15 protein-coding genes and 2 tRNA genes are annotated in these 24,179 nt (G+C 56.9%); 6 read left to right on the forward strand and 11 right to left on the reverse strand.

Features of this window, described 5'->3' with window-relative positions:
• Positions 1 to 23: 23 nt before the first annotated feature.
• Positions 24 to 1,877 carry a fimbrillin family protein gene (locus BQ5379_RS04130; protein ID WP_159431209.1) on the reverse strand — a complete coding sequence of 618 codons (1,854 nt, stop codon included), beginning with the start codon at positions 1,875 to 1,877 and terminating at the stop codon, positions 24 to 26.
• Positions 1,878 to 3,029: 1,152 nt separating this feature from the next.
• On the opposite strand from BQ5379_RS04130, the gene BQ5379_RS04135 reads away from it, so the two are divergent.
• The 3 genes from BQ5379_RS04135 to BQ5379_RS04145 are packed head-to-tail and all read left to right on the forward strand — an operon-like array spanning position 3,030 to position 7,084.
• Positions 3,030 to 3,863 (forward strand): DUF3575 domain-containing protein, encoded by an 834-nt coding sequence (locus BQ5379_RS04135; RefSeq protein WP_159431210.1) that lies wholly within the window; start codon positions 3,030 to 3,032, stop codon positions 3,861 to 3,863.
• Between the two features lie 11 nt (positions 3,864 to 3,874).
• Positions 3,875 to 4,957 (forward strand): DUF6562 domain-containing protein, encoded by a 1,083-nt coding sequence (locus BQ5379_RS04140; protein ID WP_143039385.1) that lies wholly within the window; start codon positions 3,875 to 3,877, stop codon positions 4,955 to 4,957.
• Between the two features lie 42 nt (positions 4,958 to 4,999).
• Positions 5,000 to 7,084, forward strand: a complete 2,085-nt coding sequence (locus BQ5379_RS04145; RefSeq protein ID WP_083377576.1) for a DUF6562 domain-containing protein — start codon at positions 5,000 to 5,002, stop codon at positions 7,082 to 7,084.
• 457 nt (positions 7,085 to 7,541) lie between these two features.
• Here the strand turns inward: BQ5379_RS04145 and BQ5379_RS04150 are convergent.
• From BQ5379_RS04150 to BQ5379_RS04160, 3 genes are all read right to left on the reverse strand, one after another.
• Positions 7,542 to 7,614 (reverse strand) — tRNA-Gly (locus BQ5379_RS04150).
• Between the two features lie 53 nt (positions 7,615 to 7,667).
• Positions 7,668 to 7,742, reverse strand: a tRNA-Thr gene (locus tag BQ5379_RS04155).
• A gap of 155 nt (positions 7,743 to 7,897) precedes the next feature.
• The gene (locus BQ5379_RS04160) at positions 7,898 to 9,145 is read right to left on the reverse strand and encodes a PLP-dependent transferase (protein WP_071134269.1); all 1,248 of its coding nucleotides are present in this window, start codon (positions 9,143 to 9,145) and stop codon (positions 7,898 to 7,900) included.
• A 479-nt stretch (positions 9,146 to 9,624) separates the two neighbouring features.
• On the opposite strand from BQ5379_RS04160, the gene bioA reads away from it, so the two are divergent.
• Complete coding sequence (bioA, locus tag BQ5379_RS04165; protein ID WP_071134270.1) at positions 9,625 to 10,956, forward strand: adenosylmethionine--8-amino-7-oxononanoate transaminase; 1,332 nt, start codon at positions 9,625 to 9,627, stop codon at positions 10,954 to 10,956.
• A gap of 321 nt (positions 10,957 to 11,277) precedes the next feature.
• On the opposite strand, the gene BQ5379_RS04170 is transcribed toward bioA, so the two are convergent.
• The 6 genes from BQ5379_RS04170 to BQ5379_RS04195 all read right to left on the reverse strand — a co-directional run bounded on the left by BQ5379_RS04170 (position 11,278) and on the right by BQ5379_RS04195 (position 18,493).
• Positions 11,278 to 12,261, reverse strand: coding sequence for a DUF6712 family protein (locus BQ5379_RS04170; protein WP_143039386.1), 984 nt, complete (start codon positions 12,259 to 12,261; stop codon positions 11,278 to 11,280).
• Positions 12,262 to 12,324: 63 nt separating this feature from the next.
• Positions 12,325 to 13,521 carry a phage portal family protein gene (locus tag BQ5379_RS04175; RefSeq protein ID WP_071134272.1) on the reverse strand — a complete coding sequence of 399 codons (1,197 nt, stop codon included), beginning with the start codon at positions 13,519 to 13,521 and terminating at the stop codon, positions 12,325 to 12,327.
• 221 nt (positions 13,522 to 13,742) lie between these two features.
• Positions 13,743 to 14,735 carry a hypothetical protein gene (locus BQ5379_RS04180; protein WP_071134273.1) on the reverse strand — a complete coding sequence of 331 codons (993 nt, stop codon included), beginning with the start codon at positions 14,733 to 14,735 and terminating at the stop codon, positions 13,743 to 13,745.
• Positions 14,736 to 15,280: 545 nt separating this feature from the next.
• On the reverse strand, positions 15,281 to 16,270 hold the full coding sequence (locus tag BQ5379_RS04185) for a Clp protease ClpP (protein WP_143039387.1): 990 nt from the start codon (positions 16,268 to 16,270) through the stop codon (positions 15,281 to 15,283).
• Positions 16,271 to 16,356: 86 nt separating this feature from the next.
• On the reverse strand, positions 16,357 to 17,817 hold the full coding sequence (gene terL / locus BQ5379_RS04190) for a phage terminase large subunit (protein ID WP_071134275.1): 1,461 nt from the start codon (positions 17,815 to 17,817) through the stop codon (positions 16,357 to 16,359).
• 325 nt (positions 17,818 to 18,142) lie between these two features.
• A complete protein-coding gene (locus BQ5379_RS04195) occupies positions 18,143 to 18,493 on the reverse strand; it encodes a hypothetical protein (protein WP_071134276.1) in 351 nt (116 codons plus the stop codon).
• Between the two features lie 572 nt (positions 18,494 to 19,065).
• Here BQ5379_RS04195 and BQ5379_RS04200 point away from each other — a divergent pair.
• Positions 19,066 to 19,941, forward strand: a complete 876-nt coding sequence (locus tag BQ5379_RS04200; protein ID WP_071134277.1) for an AraC family transcriptional regulator — start codon at positions 19,066 to 19,068, stop codon at positions 19,939 to 19,941.
• A 162-nt stretch (positions 19,942 to 20,103) separates the two neighbouring features.
• Complete coding sequence (locus tag BQ5379_RS04205; RefSeq protein WP_071134278.1) at positions 20,104 to 21,420, forward strand: clostripain-related cysteine peptidase; 1,317 nt, start codon at positions 20,104 to 20,106, stop codon at positions 21,418 to 21,420.
• Between the two features lie 363 nt (positions 21,421 to 21,783).
• Here BQ5379_RS04205 and BQ5379_RS04210 read toward each other — a convergent pair whose 3' ends face one another.
• The gene (locus BQ5379_RS04210) at positions 21,784 to 23,946 is read right to left on the reverse strand and encodes a RelA/SpoT family protein (protein WP_071134279.1); all 2,163 of its coding nucleotides are present in this window, start codon (positions 23,944 to 23,946) and stop codon (positions 21,784 to 21,786) included.
• Positions 23,947 to 24,179 lie beyond the last annotated feature (233 nt).

The raw sequence follows: 24,179 nt of genomic DNA on the forward strand, positions 1-24,179 counted from the left end.
TTTATCCGTTTTTATGTTCTTAATTATTCTACTACAACCGAGGGGAAATGACGCCGCCACACATCACGACGCAGATCGACCGAATAGAGGGCCGTAATCTTGAACTTTTTAAACTCGATTGAACCATCTTCGCTATCCAGTGCCTGCATGTACGTGTATTCATTATTGTTCATTGCAGGATCTTTAGCATAGACTATTTTCTTACGAACAATCATTGCACCATTGGCATCCTGATCTGCCATATTGTTATCACAATAATAGAAATGGGAAGCCATGCCGTTTTCATCAAATTCAAACCCCCATATCACCATGGAATGATTGCCCGTATTTGTTCCAGCTATATCATATACTGAGAACCCAATCGCCTTCCGATTGAGCAGGGCATCGATTATGAATTCATTGAACGCTGCAGCATCAGGCATACGCTGGGATTCGACAGCAACCACATCGTCCTTTTTGAACACCTCGGAGAAAAATCCCGGGAATCCCAGAATCGCGGGTGATCCCATTTGAGGCGCTTGATAACCCGAAATAAACCAGTTCACCCCACCGGCATCCCAGTTTCCATTATCACGGAAAGAGCTTTTGAAGAACTCGAATACCGGCGCCCGGTTCACCACCACCGATGAGCCCGTGGTCCCATTGGGATAGAGCGGTTTGAATTCATCCGACGGGCGCTCGAACATCCGCCCCGACGTAACCGTCGACTCAACGCTCGACCCATACAGCTTCGTGTAAGCCTCGATGTACGGACGGTTATTCACCATCCACCAGATCAGCAGACTCGAAGCACTCGCAGCCCAGCATAAATTACGGTCATTTTCATCATAATTATATGACTTATTGCAATCGTACCACCCACAGTCCTCGGCCCAGGTCAGCCATTGATTTTCCACATTCGTCCAGCTCTGCCGGAACCACTGGCCAGCCGGAAGCTGGTACATTTTATGAGGCGGATAGGTCGGAATACTCTCTTTGCCGGGGAAATCGGGAGCATTCACGCCATAGACCCACAACGTTTTGTTCGCCACGTCAGGATTCGACTGTTTGATCGACAATCGAAACGAAGTCTGCTTGCCCGACTCGAAAGCGGTAAGCGACTGCCCTTCGTCCGTCTGCTTCGGTGCATCATATAGCACCTCCTTTTCCGAATTGGCAATCCGAAGCAAACCGGCCCCATCCCGATACGGCGTGGCAGACTGCGGAAGAATGATCGCCTCCATGCTGCCATCGCTATTGAGGTGCGGAGTGATCCATTGAACATCCTCCGAAACGACCTGCGTCTGACCAGTCAGCAGATTGACCGAACCGTCGGCCACGCTGCGCACAGCCACCTCAGCCCCATCATCGGCCCCGATCAACTCGACATGGAGCCGGTGCAAGGCATGCTCAAAGCGGAAGCTGGCCTGATATTCACCAGCGGCCAAAGCCACACGTGCGAACAACAGATCGGCAGCCGACAGTGCCTCGCCGCTTTGGTCCAGCGGCAACTGAACAGCGTAAGCCGCCGGATCGATCGCCTCGGGATCGGCCACGGCCGGATAATGAGCCGACATGGTCAGCGTACCGACCCCGAAATCACTCCGTTTCAAACGCGGCATCCACTCACCGCCCTGGTAGATCAATTCACGATACTGCACCTCGCTTCCATTGTCGATGTACAGTCCAATACGGTCACCTTCACTGAAGGTGCCGGAACCGTCCGAGGCCATCTCGGCACGAGTCTCGAGCCGCGAAAAGGTTAACCGCATGTAACCATCCGCCCCGGCGCCCAGATCGTCGTTTCGATCAGCGCGACAGGCCGTCAGCACCAGCAGCACAACCATTACGGTGGCTGCGAGGACGGTTTTTCCGAAATTATAAAATCTGTAACGCATAATCATGATTGCTTTGGAACCGAAAAGAGACAGACACGCATCGTACAACCTGGTAGGTCAGTCGAACGAACATGCCGTTTCCGTTTCGAGGTTCATCCATTATTCTCTGCTCATCTTTACATATTGGCGCACAAAGATAGAGCTAATAATCAATTTTTTACATTTAAGGCTTTATGTGTCAAAAATCACACATAATCTTTCATGTGCAACGTTTCGCACCGTCCCAAAACGTCCGGAAGCAACGTTTTTCAGTACAACGTTTTTATGACTAAAATATTCTTGGATTCACATTAAATTCGTAAGCGATTCAAAATTTCATTCAAAAATCATTCCAAAAACTCTTTTACACCTATTCTTAAGTACAATTCTCGACCCAGACCTATCACTTTTAAATATACGCACCTGATTATCTACACTTTACCTAAACCAGAGTCATCCCCAAATTTTTATCTTAAGTTCACCCCCCCTTATTCTCCGTTTTTCACAAATTTCCCCCACCACCCGCCTATCTTATTGTATTTCATAAACAACGAATCGACCGCCCTCCCCTACCAAATCTCGTCCAAACCAACCAATTCCCACAATTATTATTTTACTATTTTTCTGAATAATATTTTTTCATGAATTTACTTACCAACAAAAGAATAATTTGTGTATATTTATCATACTAAACAGATAATAAATACTGTAAAAAATATACAGCAAAAGCATATGAAAAATTTCATCATCCTATTGGGATTATGCTTGTGGGGATGTCAACTATACGCACAACAAACTTTGCCCTCCCGGGACAATTCCGCCATTTCACTATCTGACAGCACTTTATTTAATCAAGAAGAGTATCCTGACAGCCTTTTTGTGGTTGCCGGACCTTTCATGACACCGGTAGTTTTCGAGGTCAATCAATACACAATCAAACCGAACCAGCGACTTAACGAAGCTATTGATTCTATCAAAAAGTACAACAGAAACATTATTTTCATATGGGTTGGCGGCAGCGCCTCCCCCGAAGGCCCCGACAGGTGGAATCGGCAGTTGGGGCAATACCGTGCCGAAGCACTCTCGAAATACATTATTCAGGAGACCGGGCTGGAAAACCAGAAACTCCGAATTCACAATCTCGGAGAAGACTGGAGCACCCTGGAGAAAATCATGGAAGAGCAAAAAGGGTTCCCCAACCGGGATCGCATTTTGACCATCCTGTCGGAAGAGCCCAACAACGAGACACGCAAACAGAAAATCCAGGAACTCGATCACGGAGCCACCTGGCACAAGTTAATCACCGAGGTCTTTCCACCGCTGCGCAATGCCCGCATGACCCTCGTATCATGCTACCCCAAGGCCACCCCCATAGCTCAGGAGATCTCGCCCTGGAACGGCACGCTGGCAACGGCCGAGCCTCCCAAAGCAATCCTGACCAGACCGGCGGCACCCATACCGACGACCTACGCCGCACGACACTCGAACTGGAAGATCGCCGTAAAGACCAACCTGCTGTTCGACGTGCTGCTGACCGCCAACCTCGGCGTCGAGATCAGCCCGTGGACCCACTGGTCGCTCGACATACCCGTGTGGTACTCGCCCTACAACATCACCTCGACCCGGAACATCCGACTTCTGGCCGTACAGCCCGAAATCCGATGGTGGGCCAAGGAGGCCATGAACGGCCACTTCGTCGGCCTGCATACCCACGTGGCCGGCTTCAACATCGCCCTCAACGACTACGCCCGCTATCAGGATCCGAACCATGCGCTTTGGGGGATGGGGCTGAGCTACGGTTATGCCCTTTCGCTCGGCAAGAGCAGACACTGGGGCATGGAATTCAACATTGGCGCCGGTTTCGCCAAATACAAGTATGACGCCTACCGCAACTGGCACAACGGGCCGAAATTCAAATCCGGATCAGACTGCTACTGGGGCATCACCCGCGCAGGAGTCACCCTCTCGTATAAATGGAATCTATCGCGTAAGGATCGGAAAAAATGACAATCATGAATATGCGTCATATATATCATACATTCATATTTCTAAGTGGCACCACACTACTTGCCGCCTGCGACAAGACCATACACGAGTATCCCTCGAGCGGTCTGACCACCATATCGGTCGAACTCAACGTCGACCGCACCCCTCCACGCTACTACAAGGAGCTGACCTACGACAACAACGGCGAATATACGGAGACCTCTCTCGACCCCTCGCTGTCGGAGAGCTACACCGCCGATGAACGGCTGAGCATGCGCATCATTACGGAGCTGTACCGGGTGTCGTCACTGGAAGACCGCATCGACAAAGGCACACTCGTCGCCCGCCGCGAGATCGCCGTCGAGCGACTCAAGGAAGCGCCGCAGGACACCCTGCAATTCCAAGTGCCGGAAGGCATCTACCGAGCCCTCTCGTGGGCCGACTATGCCCCCACCAACAACCTGCAGGACTGGCACTTCAACACCGAGGCACTGGATGCCGTCGAGGTCAACATCGACCACAAGCCGCAAGACAACCACCACAAAAATTCCGCCACCGGTTCGAGCAACTTCGCCGTGGACTTCAACCAAAGCCCGACAGGCAGTTCGATCCTGCTCGACGGGACACGAGCCACCCCCACCGACGACAACGTCGTCCCGGTCTACATGGAACGTGCCGAGGGAAGGTTCCGATTATGGGCCACTGACCTTCAGGATTTTCTGAACGGAGGCAACAGCATCGATGACCTTCGCATCAAAATCATCTACAAGCAATACATCAGCGCCGGGTACAACGTCGACACGGAGACCCCCAACCGGTTCGTCCAGACCCGCACCATGGAGACCACTCCGACCACCGTCCCCGGCGACGGCAGCATCCTGCTCGCCTACGACTACGTGCTGACCTCGAGCGACCGGGAAGACCACATTCTGGTCGACATCTTCATCTACAAGGGCGAAGAGGAACTGAACCACTATCAGGACATCACCATTCCGCTTCAACGAAACCACGAGACGGTTGTCCGCGGCCCCTTCCTGACCCGGGAGATCGGGAGCGGAGACATCGGTATCGATGACAACTTCGACGACGAATTCGTGGTCGTCATTCCGGACTAAGCCTCGTACAAAATATCATACATCACATAAAAACCACACACTATGAAAAAGTTAACTAACCTTATGCTGGGTTGCCTGGCAGGCATAGCCCTTGCGGCATGCAGCCAGAAGCCAGACCAACCGGGGCTCAACCCCGATGGCGAGATGGTACGCATCCAACTCGAAGCTCCCGAAGCGCTGCAGCTGACACGCAGCATTCCCGGCACCAACAGTGCTCAAGGTGGCCTGACGAACGTCGACTGGTCACAGTATGATCTGCGCTACCTGCTGGCTGTCTACTCGGCAGACGGCAGCGAACTGCTGACCCGCCTGTCCAAAACCTACGACACGTACAGTTCCGCCGTATTTGAACTGCGACTGACCCCGAACAACAGCTACAAGTTTGTTGCCTGGGCCGACTTCGTCGCCGAGGGCGAGGACGAAGACCTCCACTACAACACCACCGACCTGGCAAACATCACGCTCAAGAGCTACGAGGACGGTCGGCAGAACCAGATTAACGACGAAAGTCGGGATGCCTACTTCGCCACCAAAGTGATCAACGTTACGCAAACGTTCGATGAACCGCTGACGCTGAAACGCCCGTTTGCCAAGATACGCATCGTCACCACCGACTGGGAGGGAGACAACAAAGGCGTTGTCAAACCGGACAATTTCAAGGTCACGTACCACGATTGCACCCGTTTCGCAGGGTTCAACGCCCTCACCGGTGACGCTATCGGCGAGACGACAGCCGACGGCACAACGGTTTACACCGCCACCCTGGCCACCGACGGCGCCAACGGCAAGTTTTACGAAGGAGGCTACGATGCGAGTGCCAACAATCGCACCCTGCTCGTCGATTATCTGATTGCAACCCCGGACCAACAAGCCATCCATTTCAACCTCGAAATGCTGAATGGCACAACTCCGATCGGCAGCAGCCCGCGCGACTTCACAACCGAGATTCCCATCCAGCGGAACTATCTGACCACGATTCTCGGCAATCTGTTGTCCGTGGGTGGAACGATGCAGATCAGCATCGACGAAAGCTTCACCAACGAGTGGATCGAAGGCGAAGAGTGGTGGAATTCCCAATCCATCACCCCGAAAGAGCCGGCTTACGACGAAGCAACAAAGACTTACACGATCAACACCCGAGAAGAATTTGCCTGGCTTCCTGACCATATCACCGAAATGGTTGCCACTTGGAAGATAAACGAAAAAGGCGAGGGATATTGGGACCCCAAAGGTGTCACTTTTCAGTTAATGAATGACATTGACATGAGCGGTGTAGAATGGAAACCCATCTATCCCGCAGGAAGCGCACTAACCTATACATTCGAAGGGAACGGTCATACCTTGCGTAATTTCTCCATGAGCGGAGCATTCGGGGCTATTTACGAATATAAAATTTTGTGGTTTGTTTACACATATGAAGCATATACAGGCGTTTGGGGCAAATTCGACGGGATCATGCGGAACCTGACTTTCGAAAATATCACCATCAACGGGCTTGCTCATGCGGACTTCCCGGTCAAAGATGTCAATGGCGAGCCGGTTGATCACAACAAGGAATACGCCTACTTCGCTGGCTGCATCGGATACACCGGAGGCAACCAATGGAGCATGGACAGTAAATTCGAGAACGTACATGCAAAACATGTACAGATCAAATCCTCGGCGAGCTCCCAAAACCTCGGCGGCCTGGTTGGCTGGGTCGGTTCAGGCGGAGGCAGCACCGGAAATCGAGTCGCTGCATTCAAGGATTGCTCTGCCACCGACATACATATGACCGGATATCAAGCAGGAGGCCTCGTCGGACAAGTATTGGGTGACCGCGGCGTATCGTTTGACAACTGCAAAACCGAAGATATTTACATCCGATATAGCTCCATTATGTCATCTTCCGGATTTATCGGAAATATCGGCGACGGAGGCATCAACATCTCATGGTATGCTACCATTGAAATTAACAATTGTACTCCCGCCCAACACGTTTACTACATCAATGACAGAACCGGCGAACCCAACACCACCTATCAACCTCAAAGCCCGTACTACGAACATAAGAATCTAAAAGGAAATGATAAGTTCCCGGATGGCGACAAGGTAGTGATCACCCCTGCCGAAACTACAGAACCTTAAGCCAACCGAAATCGGCCACACAACAGGCTAATAATCAGAAACGAGATGCACCCGTACGGTGCATCTCGTTTCTGATATAAATACCCGCGCACGAACTTTATCACGGGCGTAACACACGTTTCCCTTCACCTCACAACACAGTCTACCCCCTCCAATCACGCAATTCGCACAAAGCTCGTACAACTTTAACCATATTCAAGAGAACCAAGAAAGTGCATACCCCCAAACCACGTTTCACATCCCACAAAAATCCATCTTTTCTAAGCTGACTTTCATAATCGTTTCTGTAAAACATTCTGTGAAACATTTTGGGTCAAAACAGTCTTTTTTAGGAAATTTTTGTGGGTTTTCAGCGGGATGAATTGTACCCTGAGCCAATAGAATAGAAATTAAGACTCAATTACAACTCGCTGATACACAAAAGAAGAAGGCAGTCTTTTCGGACTGCCTTCTGAAGAGCGGAAAACGAGACTCGAACTCGCGACCCCAACCTTGGCAAGGTTGTGCTCTACCAACTGAGCTATTTCCGCATTACCTTTTAAGTCTGACGAAATTGTTTCCGATTCCGCCGTCCCGTAAGGGGTGGAGCTGTTGACGAGGATTGAACTCGTGACCTCTTCCTTACCAAGGAAGTGCTCTACCACTGAGCTACAACAGCAACTTTTCGTTATCACCGCCGGGGCAACCCCTGAACGATTAACGAGTGCAAAGGTAGGCAAAAAATCATAACCTGCAACCCCTGCGGCAAAAAAATTGCAACTTTTTTTGACGACCTTTCACCCACCTAAGCGTATCAGTCTGCATATCACAGCATTATACGAGGGCTTGCAGAATATCTTTTTTCAGGTCTTCGGCGTCCTCCAGCCCCACCGACAGCCGAATCGTGCAGGGTGAGATGTCCATATCGCGTCGGGCAGCCTCACTGAACGGGCCAAAAATCGTACTCCAGGGGTGAATCGCCAGCGATTTATTGTCAAACAGATTCGTCGCGCGGCGGATCAGCTGCAAACGATCCAGAAAAGCATAGCAAGCCTCCTGCGACGCCAGGTCGAAGGTCAACATCGCCCCCGGTGCCGAGCCGAACTGACGCACAGCCACCTCGTGAAAACGATTCGAGGCCAGCCCCGGATAGTTAACCGACACGACGCCCGGCATCGTCTCCAGTTCCTGCGCCAGCCGGAGTGCCGTCGTCGAGGACCGACCGTAACGCACCTCGAGCGTCTCCAGACCCAGCGACTGCTGCCAGGCAGCCTGAGGTGTCATGTATGCGCCCAGATTCCGATGAATCTCGCGCCGCAGTTTGGCCGTAAACGCCTCGCGCGGCGCGACGCCGTAACCCGCGGCCGCCGCAGAGAGTTTCGGCGAACGGTTCCAGTCGAACGTCCCGTAATCAATCAGCAGTCCGCCCAGACCGGTCGCCCCGCCCGACAGATACTTCGTACTGGAAACCACCTCCAAATCAACCCCAAAGTCCGATGCCCGGAAAACATGGAACGGCACGACGGTCGTATCGGCAGCCAGCGGCACCCCTTGTGCCCGACATACCGCCGAAAGCGCCGCCAGGTCGGCCACCTCCATCTGAGGATTGGTAATGATCTCAAGGAAAACGAGACAAGTGTGGTCATCGATAGCCGCCTCGACCGAAGCCGGGTCGGTCATCTCCGCAAAACGGGTTTCGACCCCGAAATCGGCCAGCGTCGATCGCAGCAGCGAATAGGTATTGCCGAACAGATGGGGCGAAGTCACCACATTGCTGCCGGCCCGAGCCACCGTCATCAGCAGGTTGGTGATGGCTGCCATACCGGAGTTGAAAGCCGTGACACTCAGCGCACCAGTCACCTGCCGGACGCGCTGTTCGAAATACTCCACCGTCGGATTGGTGATGCGCGAATAGGCATGATCGGCCGAACGCCCCGTAAATGCCAGTTCCATCGATTCGGCCGTCGGAAATTCGTAGGCGGCATTCTGATAGAGCGGCATATTCAGCGCCCCGTGGGGATCCGGTTTGGTACTGCGCGCGGCGAGCACTTCGGTCGTAAATCCTCTTTTATTCTTGTCCATTTTCCTGAATATCTTGAAAATGCAAATGTAAATATTTTCAAAACAATTTTTCAGACACAATCCACCCTCGCCACGCACCTCTTTTACTCCCGACACACTTCCGTTCTTCACCTCCCCTCACTTCAGCCACCTCATTGCGACCATTACCGACCACTGCGTGCTGGTTGACGAATTCCATCCGCCAACAAGAACGAGGCACTGCCACCTTTTCATATGTTTCGCCGCGATTTCCCGTTTCTTCTACTCGCACCCTTTTTTCGTCGACAAGCCTGTGGATAGTGCCTTAATTCGACTCACCCGACACGACAACCGGCGCTGCCGCACCTGTCAACCTGCCGACATCATCCCTCTTCACTCTTCACTCTACCCGTTTTCCTTCCGCCACAGCCATACCCTGCCTGAAAAACCTTCCGCAGATATTCCGTATTTTTGTCGAGCCTCCCCGGAGGAAAAACCCCGAACTCAAACACCAGACCATCATGACAAAAGCACATACCCCCTCGGAATGGACGTCCCTGCTGGAATGGGACAAAAACCACCTGTGGCACCCCTACACCTCGGCCGCCGCTCCCCTGCCCGCCTATGCGGTGCGAAGAGCCGAAGGCGTCCGCATCGAACTGGAGGACGGCCGGCAACTGATCGACGGCATGTCGTCGTGGTGGTGCGCCGTCCACGGCTACAACCACCCGCGTCTTAACGCCGCCGCCGAACGACAGCTCCACGAGATGTCGCACGTGATGTTCGGCGGGCTGACCCACCGCCCCGCCGTCGAACTGGGACGCCGACTGCTGAAGATCGCCCCCGGTGCCAACCGGCCCGCCGGAGACCCCGACCGACTGGATTACGTCTTTTTCGCCGACTCGGGGTCAGTCTCGATCGAAGTGGCGATGAAGATGGCCATGCAGTGGCAGATCTCGCAGGGCCACCCCGAACGCAACGAATTCATGACCATCCGCGGCGGCTACCACGGCGACACCTGGAACGCGATGAGCGTCTGCGACCCCGACGGCGGCATGCACTCCCTGTGGCAGGGACGACTGGCCGTCCAGCACTTTGTTCCGCGACCGACGATCCCCTTCGGCGGCACGTGGGATCCCGCCGCGCTGCAACCGCTGCGCGAGGCCTTCGAACAGCACCAGTCAACACTGGCCGCCTTCATCCTCGAACCCGTGGTGCAGGGTGCCGGCGGCATGTGGTTCTACCACCCGGAATACCTGCGAGCCATCGCTGCCCTGTGTCGTGAATACGGCGTTTTGCTGGTGGCTGACGAGATCGCCACCGGTTTCGGCCGGTCGGGACGTCTTTTCGCCTGCGAGTGGGCCGACGTCGTCCCCGACATCATGTGCGTCGGCAAGGCCCTCACCGGAGGCTACATGACGCTGGCGGCCGTATTGGCCACAAACCGCGTGGCCAAAGGGATCGATGGCCCCTTCATGCACGGCCCCACCTTTATGGGCAACCCGCTGGCCTGCGCCGTGGCCTGCGAATCGGTATCGATGCTCACCGAAGGGTGGCTGCTGCCACGCGTGGCACAAATCGAAGCGCTGATGCGCGACGAACTCGCCCCACTGCAGGAGCTGATCCCGACCGCGGTTCGCGACGTGCGGGTACTCGGCGCCATCGGGGTGGTCGAGATGGAGCGACCGGTCGAAATGGCCTCGATCCAACGGGCGTTTGTCGAAGCCGGCATCTGGGTGCGTCCCTTCGGACGGCTCGTGTACATCATGCCGCCCTACATCATCTCGGACGACGACTTGCGAACCCTCTGCCGCGCCCTGGCTGCTGTCGTCCGCCGTACGGTCGGCTGCTGACCACTACCTTCGGGCGACGCCATCGAACCACAATCATAAACAAAACACGCCGGGCGAACGAAATATGGTTTCGTTCGCCCGGCGTTTCAATAACCGGCATATCCGCTGCAGGTCTTATGGAAGTGTACGACCGGTGAATCCAGTGCACAACACACCGTTCACACTTCAGCCCCACAATAGGAGGAAAGCACGCACCATTCGCGTTCCGCCTCTCTGCAGGAGTAAAGTGCGCACCGGTACCAGACACACGTCATCAGCCCTCTCCCCATCATATGCAGGAACCACAGAACTACTGCCCAACGGACCACAGCCACCGGGTCCTTACAGGATCACCCCGCCCATACAGCGACGCTTCCCGATTTTGATTCGCGGTTCATAGTCCGGGAACTCATCGGGATGAGCCTCCACATACTCCACCGCCACACGCAGAAAGAGACGCGCATCGCGCAGCGCCTGACGCGCCATCAGCATCCACTCGTAGGCCGAAGCTGCCTTGGCCGTCTGTTGCGAGGTGGTTCCCGTGCCAGAGTTTTCGGTCGAGGCCGAAATTTCGACCGTCGTATCGACCGTTGTCACGTCGCTCTGCTCCGAGCTGGTCGTTTCGGAGCCCGACTCCGTGCCGTTCACGGTCTCCGAAACGGTCGAAGTATCGGTCTTGACAGCCTGGGTCGTGACCTCCTCCGACTCGGTCGTCTCGTCGGTCGTCTTGACCGAACCACTCGTCTGCTCGACCGTCGAGCTGCTTCCGACCGTGGCTGCCAACGCTTCATCGACCTGTTCCGTGGTGTCGGTGTCGGTGGACACCCGATCCGAATCCGTTTCGTTGATCGTTCGCTGGGTCGTCGTCTCGGTGATCTCTGACCCGTCGGAGGTCTGCTCACCGTTGGACTGCGTCGTCGTGACACGCTCGGTCGTGCCGGACGACGTCTTCTCGACCACCTGCGTACCGGTCAACTCGCGACGCTCGGTGTCCGTCCGATCCTGCTGTTCATTTTTGGTTGCCGAGGTGGTCTGGGTGCTCTCCTCCGACGAAGCCCGCACCACGCCGCGATCCGAAGCCCGCACGGCCAGCTCGCCGATCATCTCATAACGGATATAGTGGGCCAGCGCCGGACGAATATAGGTGAAGACAAAATCGGCATGCCGCTCCAGAATCATCTGCTGATACATCTTATCGCCGAATACGGGTCGGATGTAGCGCAGCTGCGCCGCCTCGATCCGGTAGACCCGGATGTGGCTGACGTCGATCGCATCGTCGGGCGAGAAAGCCAACCCAAGCACCTCTTCAGGAGTTATCAGTTGCATAATCGAATCCTAAATAAATCAGGTTAATAGTTTCATTGAATAAGCGCACTCGTCCTCTGCACGTCAGATCTGCGACAGGAAGAGCTGCTGTGCCGGATCGTCCGGGTCGTAGTCGTAGCCATCGGCCTTGCGCGCCTCCCAAACCCGCATGTACTCGGGTTTCACCTCGAACGGCGGCTGGTTCACGAAGGTCAGCGAACGGGTCTGCTCGCCGAAAATATCGGCACACACCGCCCGCAGCGGTTCGATCAGCTCCTGCTGCTCGACGCGAATCAGCGTGTTCAGCGCGATATTGTACTCGTAACGGACACGTTCGGCCGAAAAACCGGTCGTATACTCCAGCCCGCTCAGGGTCCGGAACCAGCTGTGGGCCACGATCATGTCCGACACCGCCTGATCGTGAAGCGACTTCCAGTCGCCGTCGCTCGTGGTGGTGATGGGCACGAATTTGGTCGAGTCGCTGTCGATGCCGTTCTTGACCAGGAACATCACCTGCCCCGGCCGACCCGCAAAACGCTCCTCGGCCATCCGGACAATCTCGTCGGCCTCCTGCTCGGAATCGGTATCCCCGTCGAGCACCATGACTCCGGAGGGCTGGAAAGCGTTGTCCAGACGCGAGATATTCCACCGGTCGGTTTTCCAGATGATGGCCGAAGCGCTCAGACCGGCCATATACTTCGGAACGCCATAATGCCGGAACATCGGTTCGTAATCCTTGTAGTGGATCACCGAACGCAGCGTCCCGTCGGGCTGCGGTTCGAAGCGGGGGTACAGCGGCAGCACTACGGCTTCCGATGCACGATACTGCCGCCAGTCGTGATGCAGCACCACGTGGGCACCGTCACGCGCCAGCCGGCACTGCGTGGCATCCTGATGGTACAGAGAGAGAAAACCGTGCTCCGCATCGGTCACGATCTCCAGGAAGGCGTTCCCCAGCAGACAGCGATCGAGCGCCAGCCGCTGAACGATCGTTCGCAGGCTCTGCCCCTGCCCGTTGGCCGCCTTGACGAGAGCGGCCGTGCGCGGACACGACGGATCGACCGTCAGCCCGCTGCCGCTGATGTAGTCGGCCTTGTCGTTGATGATTCGGCGGTGGATGGTCGAGCTGCGGGCCAGTGTGGCCAGCGCTTCGGGCAGACGGTTGTCCGACCCCCAGCGCCACACGTCGCGCCGTGCCGCCGGAGCCACCGACACCGAAGCAGGCAGAGCCGCCTGTCCCACGACAAAGACCCGACCGCCGATATTTTTATCAGATTTCATAAAACCTCCATGTGTTGTTAACGGAAAAGAGAGAAGGCGACCATGCGCCCGCCGCCGAAAGGGCAGAAGGAGAACCGTCCGGGTTAGCATCCGGCAGGAGCCGAATTACCACCCCTCCACAGAGGGGGCGAGTCCGAAGCCCTCCACCGCCCACGGCAGACCACCCCCCGATCGAGGTGAGTCCACGGTTGCGCATGATCGCCAGTATACAGGGGGAGAGACTATACGCCCGGGACAGCCGAGTACGAAGCCACGATCAGCTCAGGCAGCAGGTAGTCGCAGCCGGCCATGAAGGTAGCGCGCTGACGGTTCTCCATCTGGTCCGGGTTGTACCACATCGAGACCTCAGAACCGGGGAAATCCGACGTATTGACCGCCACGGCCAGGTTTCGGCTGTCGGTCAGGATCGCCCACGAGGTGGGTTGGTCGGCCACGCCGCTCAGGTAGGAGTCCACCTGGATGTCCACCACCGGAATACCGCGGAACAACAGCCGGTCGATGCCGTTGATTTTGGCCGCACGCACGCTGTCAAGCGAACCGCTGAGCAGGCTCTCTTCGTAGTTTTCAGCCACGTCGCCGGTCACCAGCAGCACCAGATGGCCGTCGCCCTTCATGGCGCGCAACTCGGCCGGAGCAGCCGCATACATGGCCTGGAAGAGTTTTTCGGCATTGCCCGCCGTATCCATGGTGGTCATTTCGACCTTCTTGACGTCGTCGGCCCCGGCGCCGGTATCGTCGATGAGTCGTTTGAAGAAGCCGTCGAAGGTGTTGAAGCCACTTTCACGGTCGGTGTCGCCGACCCACATGGTGGCCCGCACCGACTCGGCGATCGCCTCACGGAACAGGGCGGTTTCGGCCTCTTCGAGCTCGGTACCGGTGAGGTCACCCAGGTTGACGTCGGGTCGGCCGACGATACGCTCGTAGACCATAGAGAAGTAGTCCTCGGCCGCATAGCCCATCTCGGCCTTCACCTTGTGGAGCTCGATGACCTTCTGGAACTTGTCCGAAGCCGCCGACCCGTTCCAGCCGGCCGCATATTTTTGCAACAGGTCGGTACCGCGTTTCCAGAAGTTCAGGGTCGTGGGGACTGGCATGTTGTACATCATGCGGATCCCGAGGTCGAGCGCATTGGGTCCGGAGATCAGCGGACGGAAGAAGATGTTTTCGAGATCGTTACCCGTGTAGTTTTTGGGGTTTGCAATAATTTTTCCCATAGTTTTTGAAGTTTGAATAAGAGGATGGTCACCGACTCGGGAGTCCTCGTTCCCGTTGCGAGGGCCGCGCCGGACGACCGGATTTTGTTAATAATTTTGTTAATAACCAGAGTCGTTCCCACCTGTCATGGGCCGTAACGGACCATACAGCAATAACAACTCATCGGGATTCGCCCTGCGGCAGCCCACAGACGGGAGCGGCCGACCGACAGGTCGAGGTGCCTGGCCGGGGCGACAAGAGCCATTCGTACATCCTTTTGATTGCATGCGAGCCTCCGAGAATCTTCAGCAGCCTTCGAGAATCTTCGAGAACCTTCGGGAGCTTTCGAACGGCAAGGAATCGACGCAAGGAGAGACAATTCACTCACAGACAAAGTAATACAAAACCAATACAGACGGAAGTCTGCGAAATACACAGAAACCTCCAATCGGGAAAAGCACTTCTGCCGCTCTACGCACAACAGGGTCCGTCTCCTTTGAAAGTCCAAATAAGGGAAACAGCAATCCCCTGCCGAAGAAAGGCCCGCAAATTGTTAATAATTTTGTTAATAATTTGGACGCAAATAGGCCGCATCACGCTCGTAAGCCTCACCATTGCGCGACAGTTCGGCCTGCCCGGGCAACGGAGCACCCAACAACCCCGCCGGAGCGACCGACGGGTCTTCGCGCTCCAGCGTCATCGACGCCACCACCCGTTCCCGACGCTCCTCCTCGCTCAGCACAGTCCGGCCATCCGGTTCCCGGAGCGCATCGGCAAGCACCACTCCCGTATCGCCGCCCGCCGGAGCCACCCGGCTCACAACGTCGACCTCTCCGGTATCTGCATCAGTACCCGTTCGGGCAACCGGCGCGGCCAACCGTTCCGCCCCTCCGACCGTCTCGCGACGGAACAGATCGCGAACCCCCTGCACCATCCGGTCGCAAACGGCACTCAACGAGTTCGAACGGTTCACCCGGTCGGCCAGCCCCGCTTCGACCGCCTCTTCGGCCGAGAGCCACACGCCCCGTCCGGCATTCCGGGTCATCAGTTCGCGAAACTCATCCGCCGGACGCCCCGAATGCTCCGCATAGATCCCGGCCATGCGTTCGTCGGTTTTGTCCAGCAGCTGTGCCGCCCGTTCGGCATCGAGAAGATTGCCTTCGAGCGCCGTGACCGAACGATGGATCAGGTAAAGCGCATGGGGCGAGACCAGCCGCCGTCCGGGCGATGCCGCCTGAGCCACCAGCGTCGCCGCCGACGCCGCATATCCGTAACAGAGGGTCGTCACCTCGGCCCCCTCGGCCACCCGCTCACGGAGCGTCTCGTAGATCAGCAGCGCATCGTTCACGTCGCCTCCCGTCGAACGGATATTGACCAGAATACGCCGGGCACCGCTCCGCCCGATACGTTCAATCTGGGTACGGAAATTTTCATACGTCGCCGCACGCCGGGCCTCGTCATCGGGTTTCCACCACTCGGGAACTCCGATCATGCCCTCGATATCGATCGTCAGCCGACGGCCTCCGCTGACGCGAATTACACCTGGTTGTTGCATACTTTCAATCATTTAAAAACATAAATAAAAACAGGATAAATAGACTTTTTTCAACCGGCACGGCCGCCCGCTCCGCAGCCAGCGGGCTACCGCTTTGTGAAGCCGCCCAGCCGGATTTTACCCCCACGCGGCGTGAGTTCCGACTCGACGATTCCGGTCAGCGCATCCGGCGCGTCGTCGTGGGCATTGGCCCGGAACACGCGCCGGAACCCGCACACATCCGCCGCAAACTCCGGCCAGCGCACCCGCCAGTCCTCCGGCACCCGCACCATCCGGCGCACCGTGGCGGCATGGGTCAATATGCGCGACTCCTTGTTGCCGTTCTGATGGAAGAGCCGCACCGTACAGTTTCGCACCCCATCGTCCCGCAACCGGGCCTCCACGGCACGCCCGAAACCGCGCCCGCCGTTGTTGCTCTCGATCAGCGCCACATTCACACCGTTTCGGTTCAACATCGCGGCGACAGCCCCTTCGGTCACCTCCATCGCCTCATCCGTGTAGATCACATCCGTCACGTAACACAACCCGTCCTCGGCCACCGCGTAGCAGATCGAGCACAGACGGTCACGCCCCGTGTCGGCCGTATCCGTATAGTTGGCCCGCTTCAGACGTCCGGCAGGCAGCGTGCGGTAGGTCTCGAGCGAACCGTAGAGCAGCCCTTCGCGCACCACGGGATTCCCCTGGAAGAGCGCCTCGAAGAGCGCGGGATCGGCCCCGCGTCGCTGCATGAGCCACCGTTCGGAGTGTCGCTCGGGCCACAGCGCCTGTCCCACCGGCCGCGGGTCCACCTCCGACGGATCGGAACACTTCAGCGCCTCGAACGTAACGGCCACCCAGGTTCCTGCATCCAGCCGCTCGATCTGGCTCCACGACTGCAGTTCCACGACCCGCTCCGTCCGTTTCAGTCGACCGATCAGGTCGTCCTCGTGCCATCGGGTGCAGACGATCAGCTCCCGGGAACGGTCGTGCAGACGGGTGCGTACCACGGCGTGGTACCACTCCCAGACCCGTTCCCGAACCAGCGGCGAATTGGCCTCCAGCGCATCCTTATAGAGGTCATCGGCCACCACCACATCGACCCGGTTCCCGGTGAGCGATCCGGTTCGGCCGACCAGCTTCAGCCCCCCGGCCGCCTCCAGACAGTCGAACTCCTGAGCCGTCCGCCGCGCCGTCCGCTCCTGCCGGCTGTCGGCCCCCATCCCTTTCAGCCGCGTGGCCGGAAAGATCGCCCGAAAGGGAGGCTCCTCCATCAGTCGCTGCACCTGCTGCCCGAAACGACCGGCCAGCGCAAACGAATAGGAGGCCACGGCGACCCTCAAATCGGGATCCAACCCCAGCAGGTAGGCTGGCAACAGCACCGACGCCCCGAGACTCTTCCCGTGCTGGGGCGGCACGCTGACCATCATCCGTCGGATTCTGCCTCGCGCAAACTCCTCCAGCAGCCGGAAATAGGCTTCGTGGAAGGCCGTCCGCTCCAGGGCGGGTACCACCGCTTCGGCAAAAGCGTCGAACGCTCTTCGCGCCCGCTCTACGGCCGGTTCTCGCATCTTCAGCCTCACACTGCGACCACGCCCCAACCGCCTCAGATCGATCCCCGTTCCGTATCGTTTCCGTTGCGGTGCCTCCGGCAGTTGCTCCCGAGACCACTCCAAGGAGTGTTCCAGGGGAGGTTCCGGGCTCTGTTCCAAGGGTTCTTCCCGGGGCAGTTCCGGGGATTGTTCCCGAGGCTGTTCACGGAGTGTTTTCCGGGAGTACCCCGCCGGCCGAGCAGGCAGCAGGGCACTCGTCGGGCACTGTCCCGAGACAACCTCAACGGCAGCCGAATCCTCAACGGTATTTCCATCCGTGGAATGTCCCGGACACTTCGCACCTTTACGCATCATTCACCTCCTTTCCTCCACGATTTTCGGATTCCCGTTCCGTCTCGAGCGGGATCAGCGCCGTTTCCACCTCACGCAGGGCGTCGTCCGAGAGGCGGCTCAGGTCGATCGTCGCCATCGGCTCCTCCGGTTCCTCGCCGGGCAGACGCCCGGCCTCGCGGATCAGTTTAAGCCGCAGTTCGACACACCGCTCCAGACCCCGGAGGGCCGCCAGATAGACCCTTGCCGAGGCAGTCGGATTCTCCTCGAGTTCGGCCGGCGCAACCATTTCAGCCACCTTGCGATAGGCCATCTCCAACGCTCCGACGTTCCGAAGTTCCTGCTCCACAAAATCAGTTTTCATCCCCACCTCCTTTCTCCCTTCGGTGCGGCCATCGGAGGCGACCCAAGCGCGCTTGATTATGCTCCCCACCTTCCGCCGAACGCATATACTCGACCGGGGTGTACAAGACACGTACACCATTCAGACAGGTTCGTTCATAAAATATCATGACTCAATAATAAGAAAACAAATAATTATATTGTTCACATCTTTTGCAGTATTAAATATCGACAAATACACCACACGCAGTTATCCTCATCATCATTATCAACAAAACACGTGTAATAACAGCGATTTCTATAATAAAATTTCAGACTGCACGTTGCACAACCCGTCGATTATTTATATATTCGCAACATATAATCCATCATTCGTATCGTTTGCAAAGATATACGGAGCCCTATCCGAATAAAAACGAAAGTGCAACCTATTACACGATTTAATTATTGCCTATGATCATTCTGCCGCTATCTACAGTGGAAGAACCACAATTCGCGACTCCATATTCCCCATCCAACGCGATTTATTACCAGCCTTCCCTCACGGAAGCCTCTATCTATATTTTCCCCATAACCTATTAAAAAACAAGACTTATGAACCAGACCGAATCTTCGATTATTTTCCACCATCAGTCGGCCACCGACATCGGCATCCAGACCGTTCGCTACAGTCGCAGCACCATCGGCTACGTATGGCAGGGAAGTAAACGCATCCACCTCGGCGACCGCTACATCACCATCCACACCGGCGAGTTGTTCCACCTGGACCAGGGGACGCACTACATCGAGAACGTTCCGCAGGACGCCGACCACCCCTTCGGACAGACCCTCTTCTTCTACACCGTATCCGACCTGCGCAACGAATTTATCCCCAAGCACCACGTCGAGCAGCGCCACCAGCAATGTCTGGGGTGTAAAAATCCGACCGGAGTCTTCACCTATCCCGCCTGGCCCGTGGTCAAGGATTTTTTTCGTACCGTCCACCGTTTGATCGACAGCCGTCTCCACCTGACCAATCCCGAGCTGGAACACATCAAGTTGTGCGAATTGTTCCACCTGCTGCTGACCCATCCGAGCTGTTGCATCTGTCACCCGATCTGCGACATGCTCACCGAACAGCCTCCCCAGCTGCCCGAAGTTGTCCGCAACAACATTCTGAAAGAGGCCGACGTACAGGAGATGGCCCAGCAGTGCGGCATGAGCCTGAGCACCTTTAAGACAGAATTTCGGCGCTACTACCACACCTCGCCCCACAAATGGTTCACGGCACAACGGCTCTCCCGGGCACGTTTGCAGTTAATTACGACCCGCAAGACCGTCGCCACCATCGCCGCCGAGACCCGGTTTAACACCCCCTCACACTTTATCAAGCTGTTCCACGCCCAGTATGGCATGACCCCGGCCCAATACCGCCGTCAATACGGGACACATCCGAATCCCGACCCGTCATACGAAGATTTTGCAGAATAACCCCGCTCCCCCGCCGTTTGATTCACCGATGCGGGGGAGTTTCTTTATCCCCCTCCGATCCCAACGCCAACCGTTCCCCCACGCCGGAACGATCACAGCCGACAGCCCGCAACGAACTTCCGAAAAATCCGTTATCTTTGTTTCACAGTATTGTAAGATTCTATGAAGCTGATCACCTTTTACGGTCTATTGCTCGGTGCGATGGCCAGCCTCATGCTGTCGTGCAAGAAGACAGAACCCAATCCCGATCCCGACCCTGAGCTAACACAGCGGAATCGGGCCGTGATCGAATACATGATTGCCGACAACAACCTGTACAGCTACGCCCTCGAAGACATCAACGAGATGGAGAGCGCATGGGACGACGGTTATGACGGCTACATGGTTGTTTTTCTCTATCCGGTCGCCTCGACCAGCAGTTACGCATCGGCCACAGACCACGACGAGACCCCGCGGCTGCTGCTGATCCAGTCCGACGAGGACAGTCGAACCATCCGCAGCACCACGCTCAAGAGCTACAGCCGCGACGAAGACCCCACCGATCCCGCCTTCATGGGACAGGTGATTGCCGACGCCATGGAGCTCGTTCCCGCGAGCCGCTACGCCCTGGCCTTCTGGTCACACGGATCGGGATGGCTGCCCGACGGTACTTCGCAACCCCTGAGATCCACCCTTCCGGCCGCAGACGATCCCGCATGGGCCGGTTCCAAACTGGCCGGCATCATCCCCGAAACCGATTCTCCGATCCTGTCATATTCATTCGGCCAAAGCAATAGCCACGGTAACAGCGAGATGGAGATCGACGCCATGGCAGCCGCCCTGCCCGCCGGCATCCAGTTTGACTTCATACTGTTCGACGCCTGCCACATGGGTTGCGTCGAACTGGCCTGGGAGTTGAAAGACCACACGCAATACCTGATCGCGTCGGTTGCCGAGACACTGGCCGACGGATTTCCCTACGCCCAACTGATGGAACCGATGTTTTCGAGCACGGCCGACGTAACCTCCATGGGGCGTCTGTTTTACGAGCACTACAGCCGCCTCAGCGGTTCCATGCAGAGTGCCACCGTGGGGGTAGTTCGCACCGACCGGCTGCCCGCCCTGGCCTCGAGCGTCAAGGCACTGTGCGAGGCAGGCCTGCCCGGCAGCGGCATCTCGTATGCGGGCCAACAGTTCAGACGCCGCCCGATGGGATTCGGCGACACCTTTTACGACCTGGAGGACTTCGTACATCAGACCTGGGGCACCACCGATCCGCTGGTCACCGCCTTCGAGACAGCCCTCCACGAAGCAGTCGAGTACCAGGCTGCGACACCCTGGTTATTCCGCAACGAGAGCGGAGCCATTCAGGTCAAAACGCACTGCGGTCTTTCGTGCTACCTGCCCCGCACCACGACCCCGCTGTCACTCGAAGCCTACCGCACCCGTTTCGGTTGGAGCACAGCCTCCGGCATGGGAAGCCTGCTCGGCGAAGAATAGTCCCCTGCAACTTGTCACGGCCCTTCCCGACACAGCGTTTTCCGACATGCACAGAGAGTTTTAACCACACATCCTTACAGAAATAAAACAGCATCGCCGTTCCGGTCATGACCGGAACGGCGATGCCACTTAATATACTCCAAGAGAATGCGCCACAAATCCTTCGCCCCCTAACTTTCCCCTCATACCATACCGGTTACCGGATGCAACATTCAGGTTTCACCATCATCCTCAAGAGTGCACCGGTGAGCCCAGGCACGAACCACGGCCAAATTTGAGATCGAGACCATTTACCACAGCCCTTCCCAAGCAGCCTTCACCTCCCCTCCGTAATCTTCACTCACCTCGCCCCCCGTAACAGCATCAATTCACCCGGAAAGCCCGCGTCACCTCTTTGATTCTCTTCAATTTGTAGAGCACCATGTCGACCACCTGCGCACTGTTCACCTCGATCGACAACTGGCCTTCCATCACGCCACGCTGAGCCCCGAACGACATCGACCGTATATTCAACTTCAGTTCCTGTGAGATCAGATCCGTAATCCGTCCGGCCAACCCGGGCACGTCATCACCCTGCACCCGGATCGTCGCCCGGAACGCCCCGGACGAAGAGGTCTGGCGCCATTTGGCCGTAAGCACCCGGTAGGGGTACTCTTCCCGGAGACGTTTGGCATTCGGGCAGTCGGTCCGGTGGATGGTGATCCCGCTGTGGATCGTCACGAAACCGAACACCGGGTCGCCATAAATCGGGTTGCAGCAGCGCGCGAGTTTGTAATCGACGTTTTTCAGCGTCTCGTCGATCACCAGGCAATCGTCCGAGCTGTTTCGTCCCGACTCCTGATCATCCGTCTTGGCTTTGCGGGGGCGCACCTCGGGAGCCGGGGCAATTCCCTCGGCATAGTTGGTCAGCACCTCCTTCAATTCAGCCGTCGAGGCACGCTGCTCGGCAATCAGGGCATAGACCTCGAAACCCGTCTTGATTTTATAGTATTTCGAGAGCGCCGTAACAGCCTCCTCGATGGTGAGCGGCAGTTTCCAGTTCTTCACCTTCCGTTCCAGCTCCTCGCGACCGAGTTGCGAGCTTCGCGCCTCGTCCTCGCGGAGAATCTGTTTGATTTTGGCCTTCGCCTTGGAGGTCACCACATACTCCAGCCAACCCGACTTGGGGCGTTGCGACTTGGAGGTGGCAATCTCGACGACATCACCGTTGTGGAGCTTTTCGCGCATCGAAACGTTGCGTCCGTTCACCTTGCCGCCCGTGCAGCAGGCCCCCAGATTGGAGTGAATGTCAAACGCAAAGTCAAGCAGCGTGGCCCCCTCGGGGAGTTTCCTGAGGTCGCCCGTGGGCGTGAAGACAAAGACCTCGCGACTGCTGAGGGCCAGGTCGAACCGTTCCTCGATGGTTTCCGAGGCCGAAGTCGTTTCGACAATCTCGCGCAGCCGGGCGAGCCACTGTTCGCTGCCCATGCCGCCGCCACCGACCCCTTTGTAGCGCCAGTGAGCCGCCACCCCGCGTTCGGCCACCTCGTCCATCCGGAGGGTTCGGATCTGCACCTCGACCCAGCGTCCCTGCGGCGTGACGACCGTCGTATGGAGCGATTCGTAGCCATTCGATTTCGGGATCGAGATCCAGTCGCGCATACGGTCGGGATTGGGCGTGTAGAAGTCCGTCACCACCGAATAGACCGACCAGCACTGCATTTTCTCCTCCGCCGGCGGACAGTCGATGATGATGCGGATGGCGAACAGGTCATAGACCTCCTCGAACGGCACCTTCTGTTTGCGCATCTTGCGCCAGATCGAGTAGACCGACTTGGTGCGGCTTTTGAGCTTGTAGTGGATGCCCAGCGCATGCAACTTTTCCTCGATCGGTTTGAGGAACTCGGCAATGAAGCGTTCACGTTCGCCGGCCCCTTCGGAGAGTTTCCGCACGATGTGGGCGTACTCTTTCGGTTCGAGGTACTTCAGCGAGAGGTCCTCCATCTCCGACTTGATGGCATACAATCCCAGTTTATGGGCCAGTTGGGAGTAGAGGTTGAGCGTCTCCCACGATTTTTTGTTCCGTTTGAGTTCGGGGAAACTTTCGAGCGCCCGCATCACCTCCAGCCGGTCCGCCATTTTGATCAGGATGACACGAGGGTCGGTCGAATAGGATACGATCAGTTCCCGGAAGTTATCGGCCTGGAGGGTCGAAGTTTTAGGATCGACCTCCGAGATATTGTTCAGTCCGCAGACAATCGTTTCGCACTCCGCCCCGAACTCTTTTCCGATTTGCTGCGGGGACATCAGTCCCAGCCGCGCCACGTCGTGGAGCAGCGTCGAGACCACCGAGTTGCGTCCGAGTCCGATCTCTTCGGCGACGATACGCGCCGTCTTGACGCTATGGAAGACGAACGGCGATCCGTCATAGCGTCGTTGTCCGGCCAGCGCCCTGACCGCCACATGCATCGCTTTGCGAATATCCCGACGCGACGCCTCGCTGAACGAACCGTCGATCAGAAGCAGAAAATCCCGATATAAACTCATAATACCAAATATATAACCCTTGTTTCGGAACACCCGGCATCACCCCCGCCAGCCGCTCTCCTCATCAACGACTCCACCCCCTCCATTCCACCCACTCTTCCATCCCCCCCGCACCGTTTTCTCTGCCACTTGTACCACATTCTCCACCCCTCAGAGCCCTCCCCCCTACTCACACGACTGCCCTGCAGTTTTCCTCCTTCCCAGCACAAAGCGGCAAAGGTTTACACGCCGAA

The organism is Millionella massiliensis, assembly GCF_900104655.1.
Taxonomy (GTDB): domain Bacteria; phylum Bacteroidota; class Bacteroidia; order Bacteroidales; family Rikenellaceae; genus Rikenella; species Rikenella massiliensis.

What these genes read in the sequence shown, in the direction of transcription:
- BQ5379_RS04130 (WP_159431209.1), bottom strand. Translation starts at nt 1,877, where the DNA reads ATGCGTTACAGATTTTATAATTTCGGAAAAACCGTCCTCGCAGCCACC.
- BQ5379_RS04135 (WP_159431210.1), top strand. Translation starts at nt 3,030, where the DNA reads ATGGAAGAGCAAAAAGGGTTCCCCAACCGGGATCGCATTTTGACCATC.
- BQ5379_RS04140 (WP_143039385.1), top strand. Translation starts at nt 3,875, where the DNA reads ATGCGTCATATATATCATACATTCATATTTCTAAGTGGCACCACACTA.
- BQ5379_RS04145 (WP_083377576.1), top strand. Translation starts at nt 5,000, where the DNA reads ATGAAAAAGTTAACTAACCTTATGCTGGGTTGCCTGGCAGGCATAGCC.
- BQ5379_RS04160 (WP_071134269.1), bottom strand. Translation starts at nt 9,145, where the DNA reads ATGGACAAGAATAAAAGAGGATTTACGACCGAAGTGCTCGCCGCGCGC.
- bioA (WP_071134270.1), top strand. Translation starts at nt 9,625, where the DNA reads ATGACAAAAGCACATACCCCCTCGGAATGGACGTCCCTGCTGGAATGG.
- BQ5379_RS04170 (WP_143039386.1), bottom strand. Translation starts at nt 12,261, where the DNA reads ATGCAACTGATAACTCCTGAAGAGGTGCTTGGGTTGGCTTTCTCGCCC.
- BQ5379_RS04175 (WP_071134272.1), bottom strand. Translation starts at nt 13,521, where the DNA reads ATGAAATCTGATAAAAATATCGGCGGTCGGGTCTTTGTCGTGGGACAG.
- BQ5379_RS04180 (WP_071134273.1), bottom strand. Translation starts at nt 14,735, where the DNA reads ATGGGAAAAATTATTGCAAACCCCAAAAACTACACGGGTAACGATCTC.
- BQ5379_RS04185 (WP_143039387.1), bottom strand. Translation starts at nt 16,270, where the DNA reads ATGCAACAACCAGGTGTAATTCGCGTCAGCGGAGGCCGTCGGCTGACG.
- terL (WP_071134275.1), bottom strand. Translation starts at nt 17,817, where the DNA reads ATGCGAGAACCGGCCGTAGAGCGGGCGCGAAGAGCGTTCGACGCTTTT.
- BQ5379_RS04195 (WP_071134276.1), bottom strand. Translation starts at nt 18,493, where the DNA reads ATGAAAACTGATTTTGTGGAGCAGGAACTTCGGAACGTCGGAGCGTTG.
- BQ5379_RS04200 (WP_071134277.1), top strand. Translation starts at nt 19,066, where the DNA reads ATGAACCAGACCGAATCTTCGATTATTTTCCACCATCAGTCGGCCACC.
- BQ5379_RS04205 (WP_071134278.1), top strand. Translation starts at nt 20,104, where the DNA reads ATGAAGCTGATCACCTTTTACGGTCTATTGCTCGGTGCGATGGCCAGC.
- BQ5379_RS04210 (WP_071134279.1), bottom strand. Translation starts at nt 23,946, where the DNA reads ATGAGTTTATATCGGGATTTTCTGCTTCTGATCGACGGTTCGTTCAGC.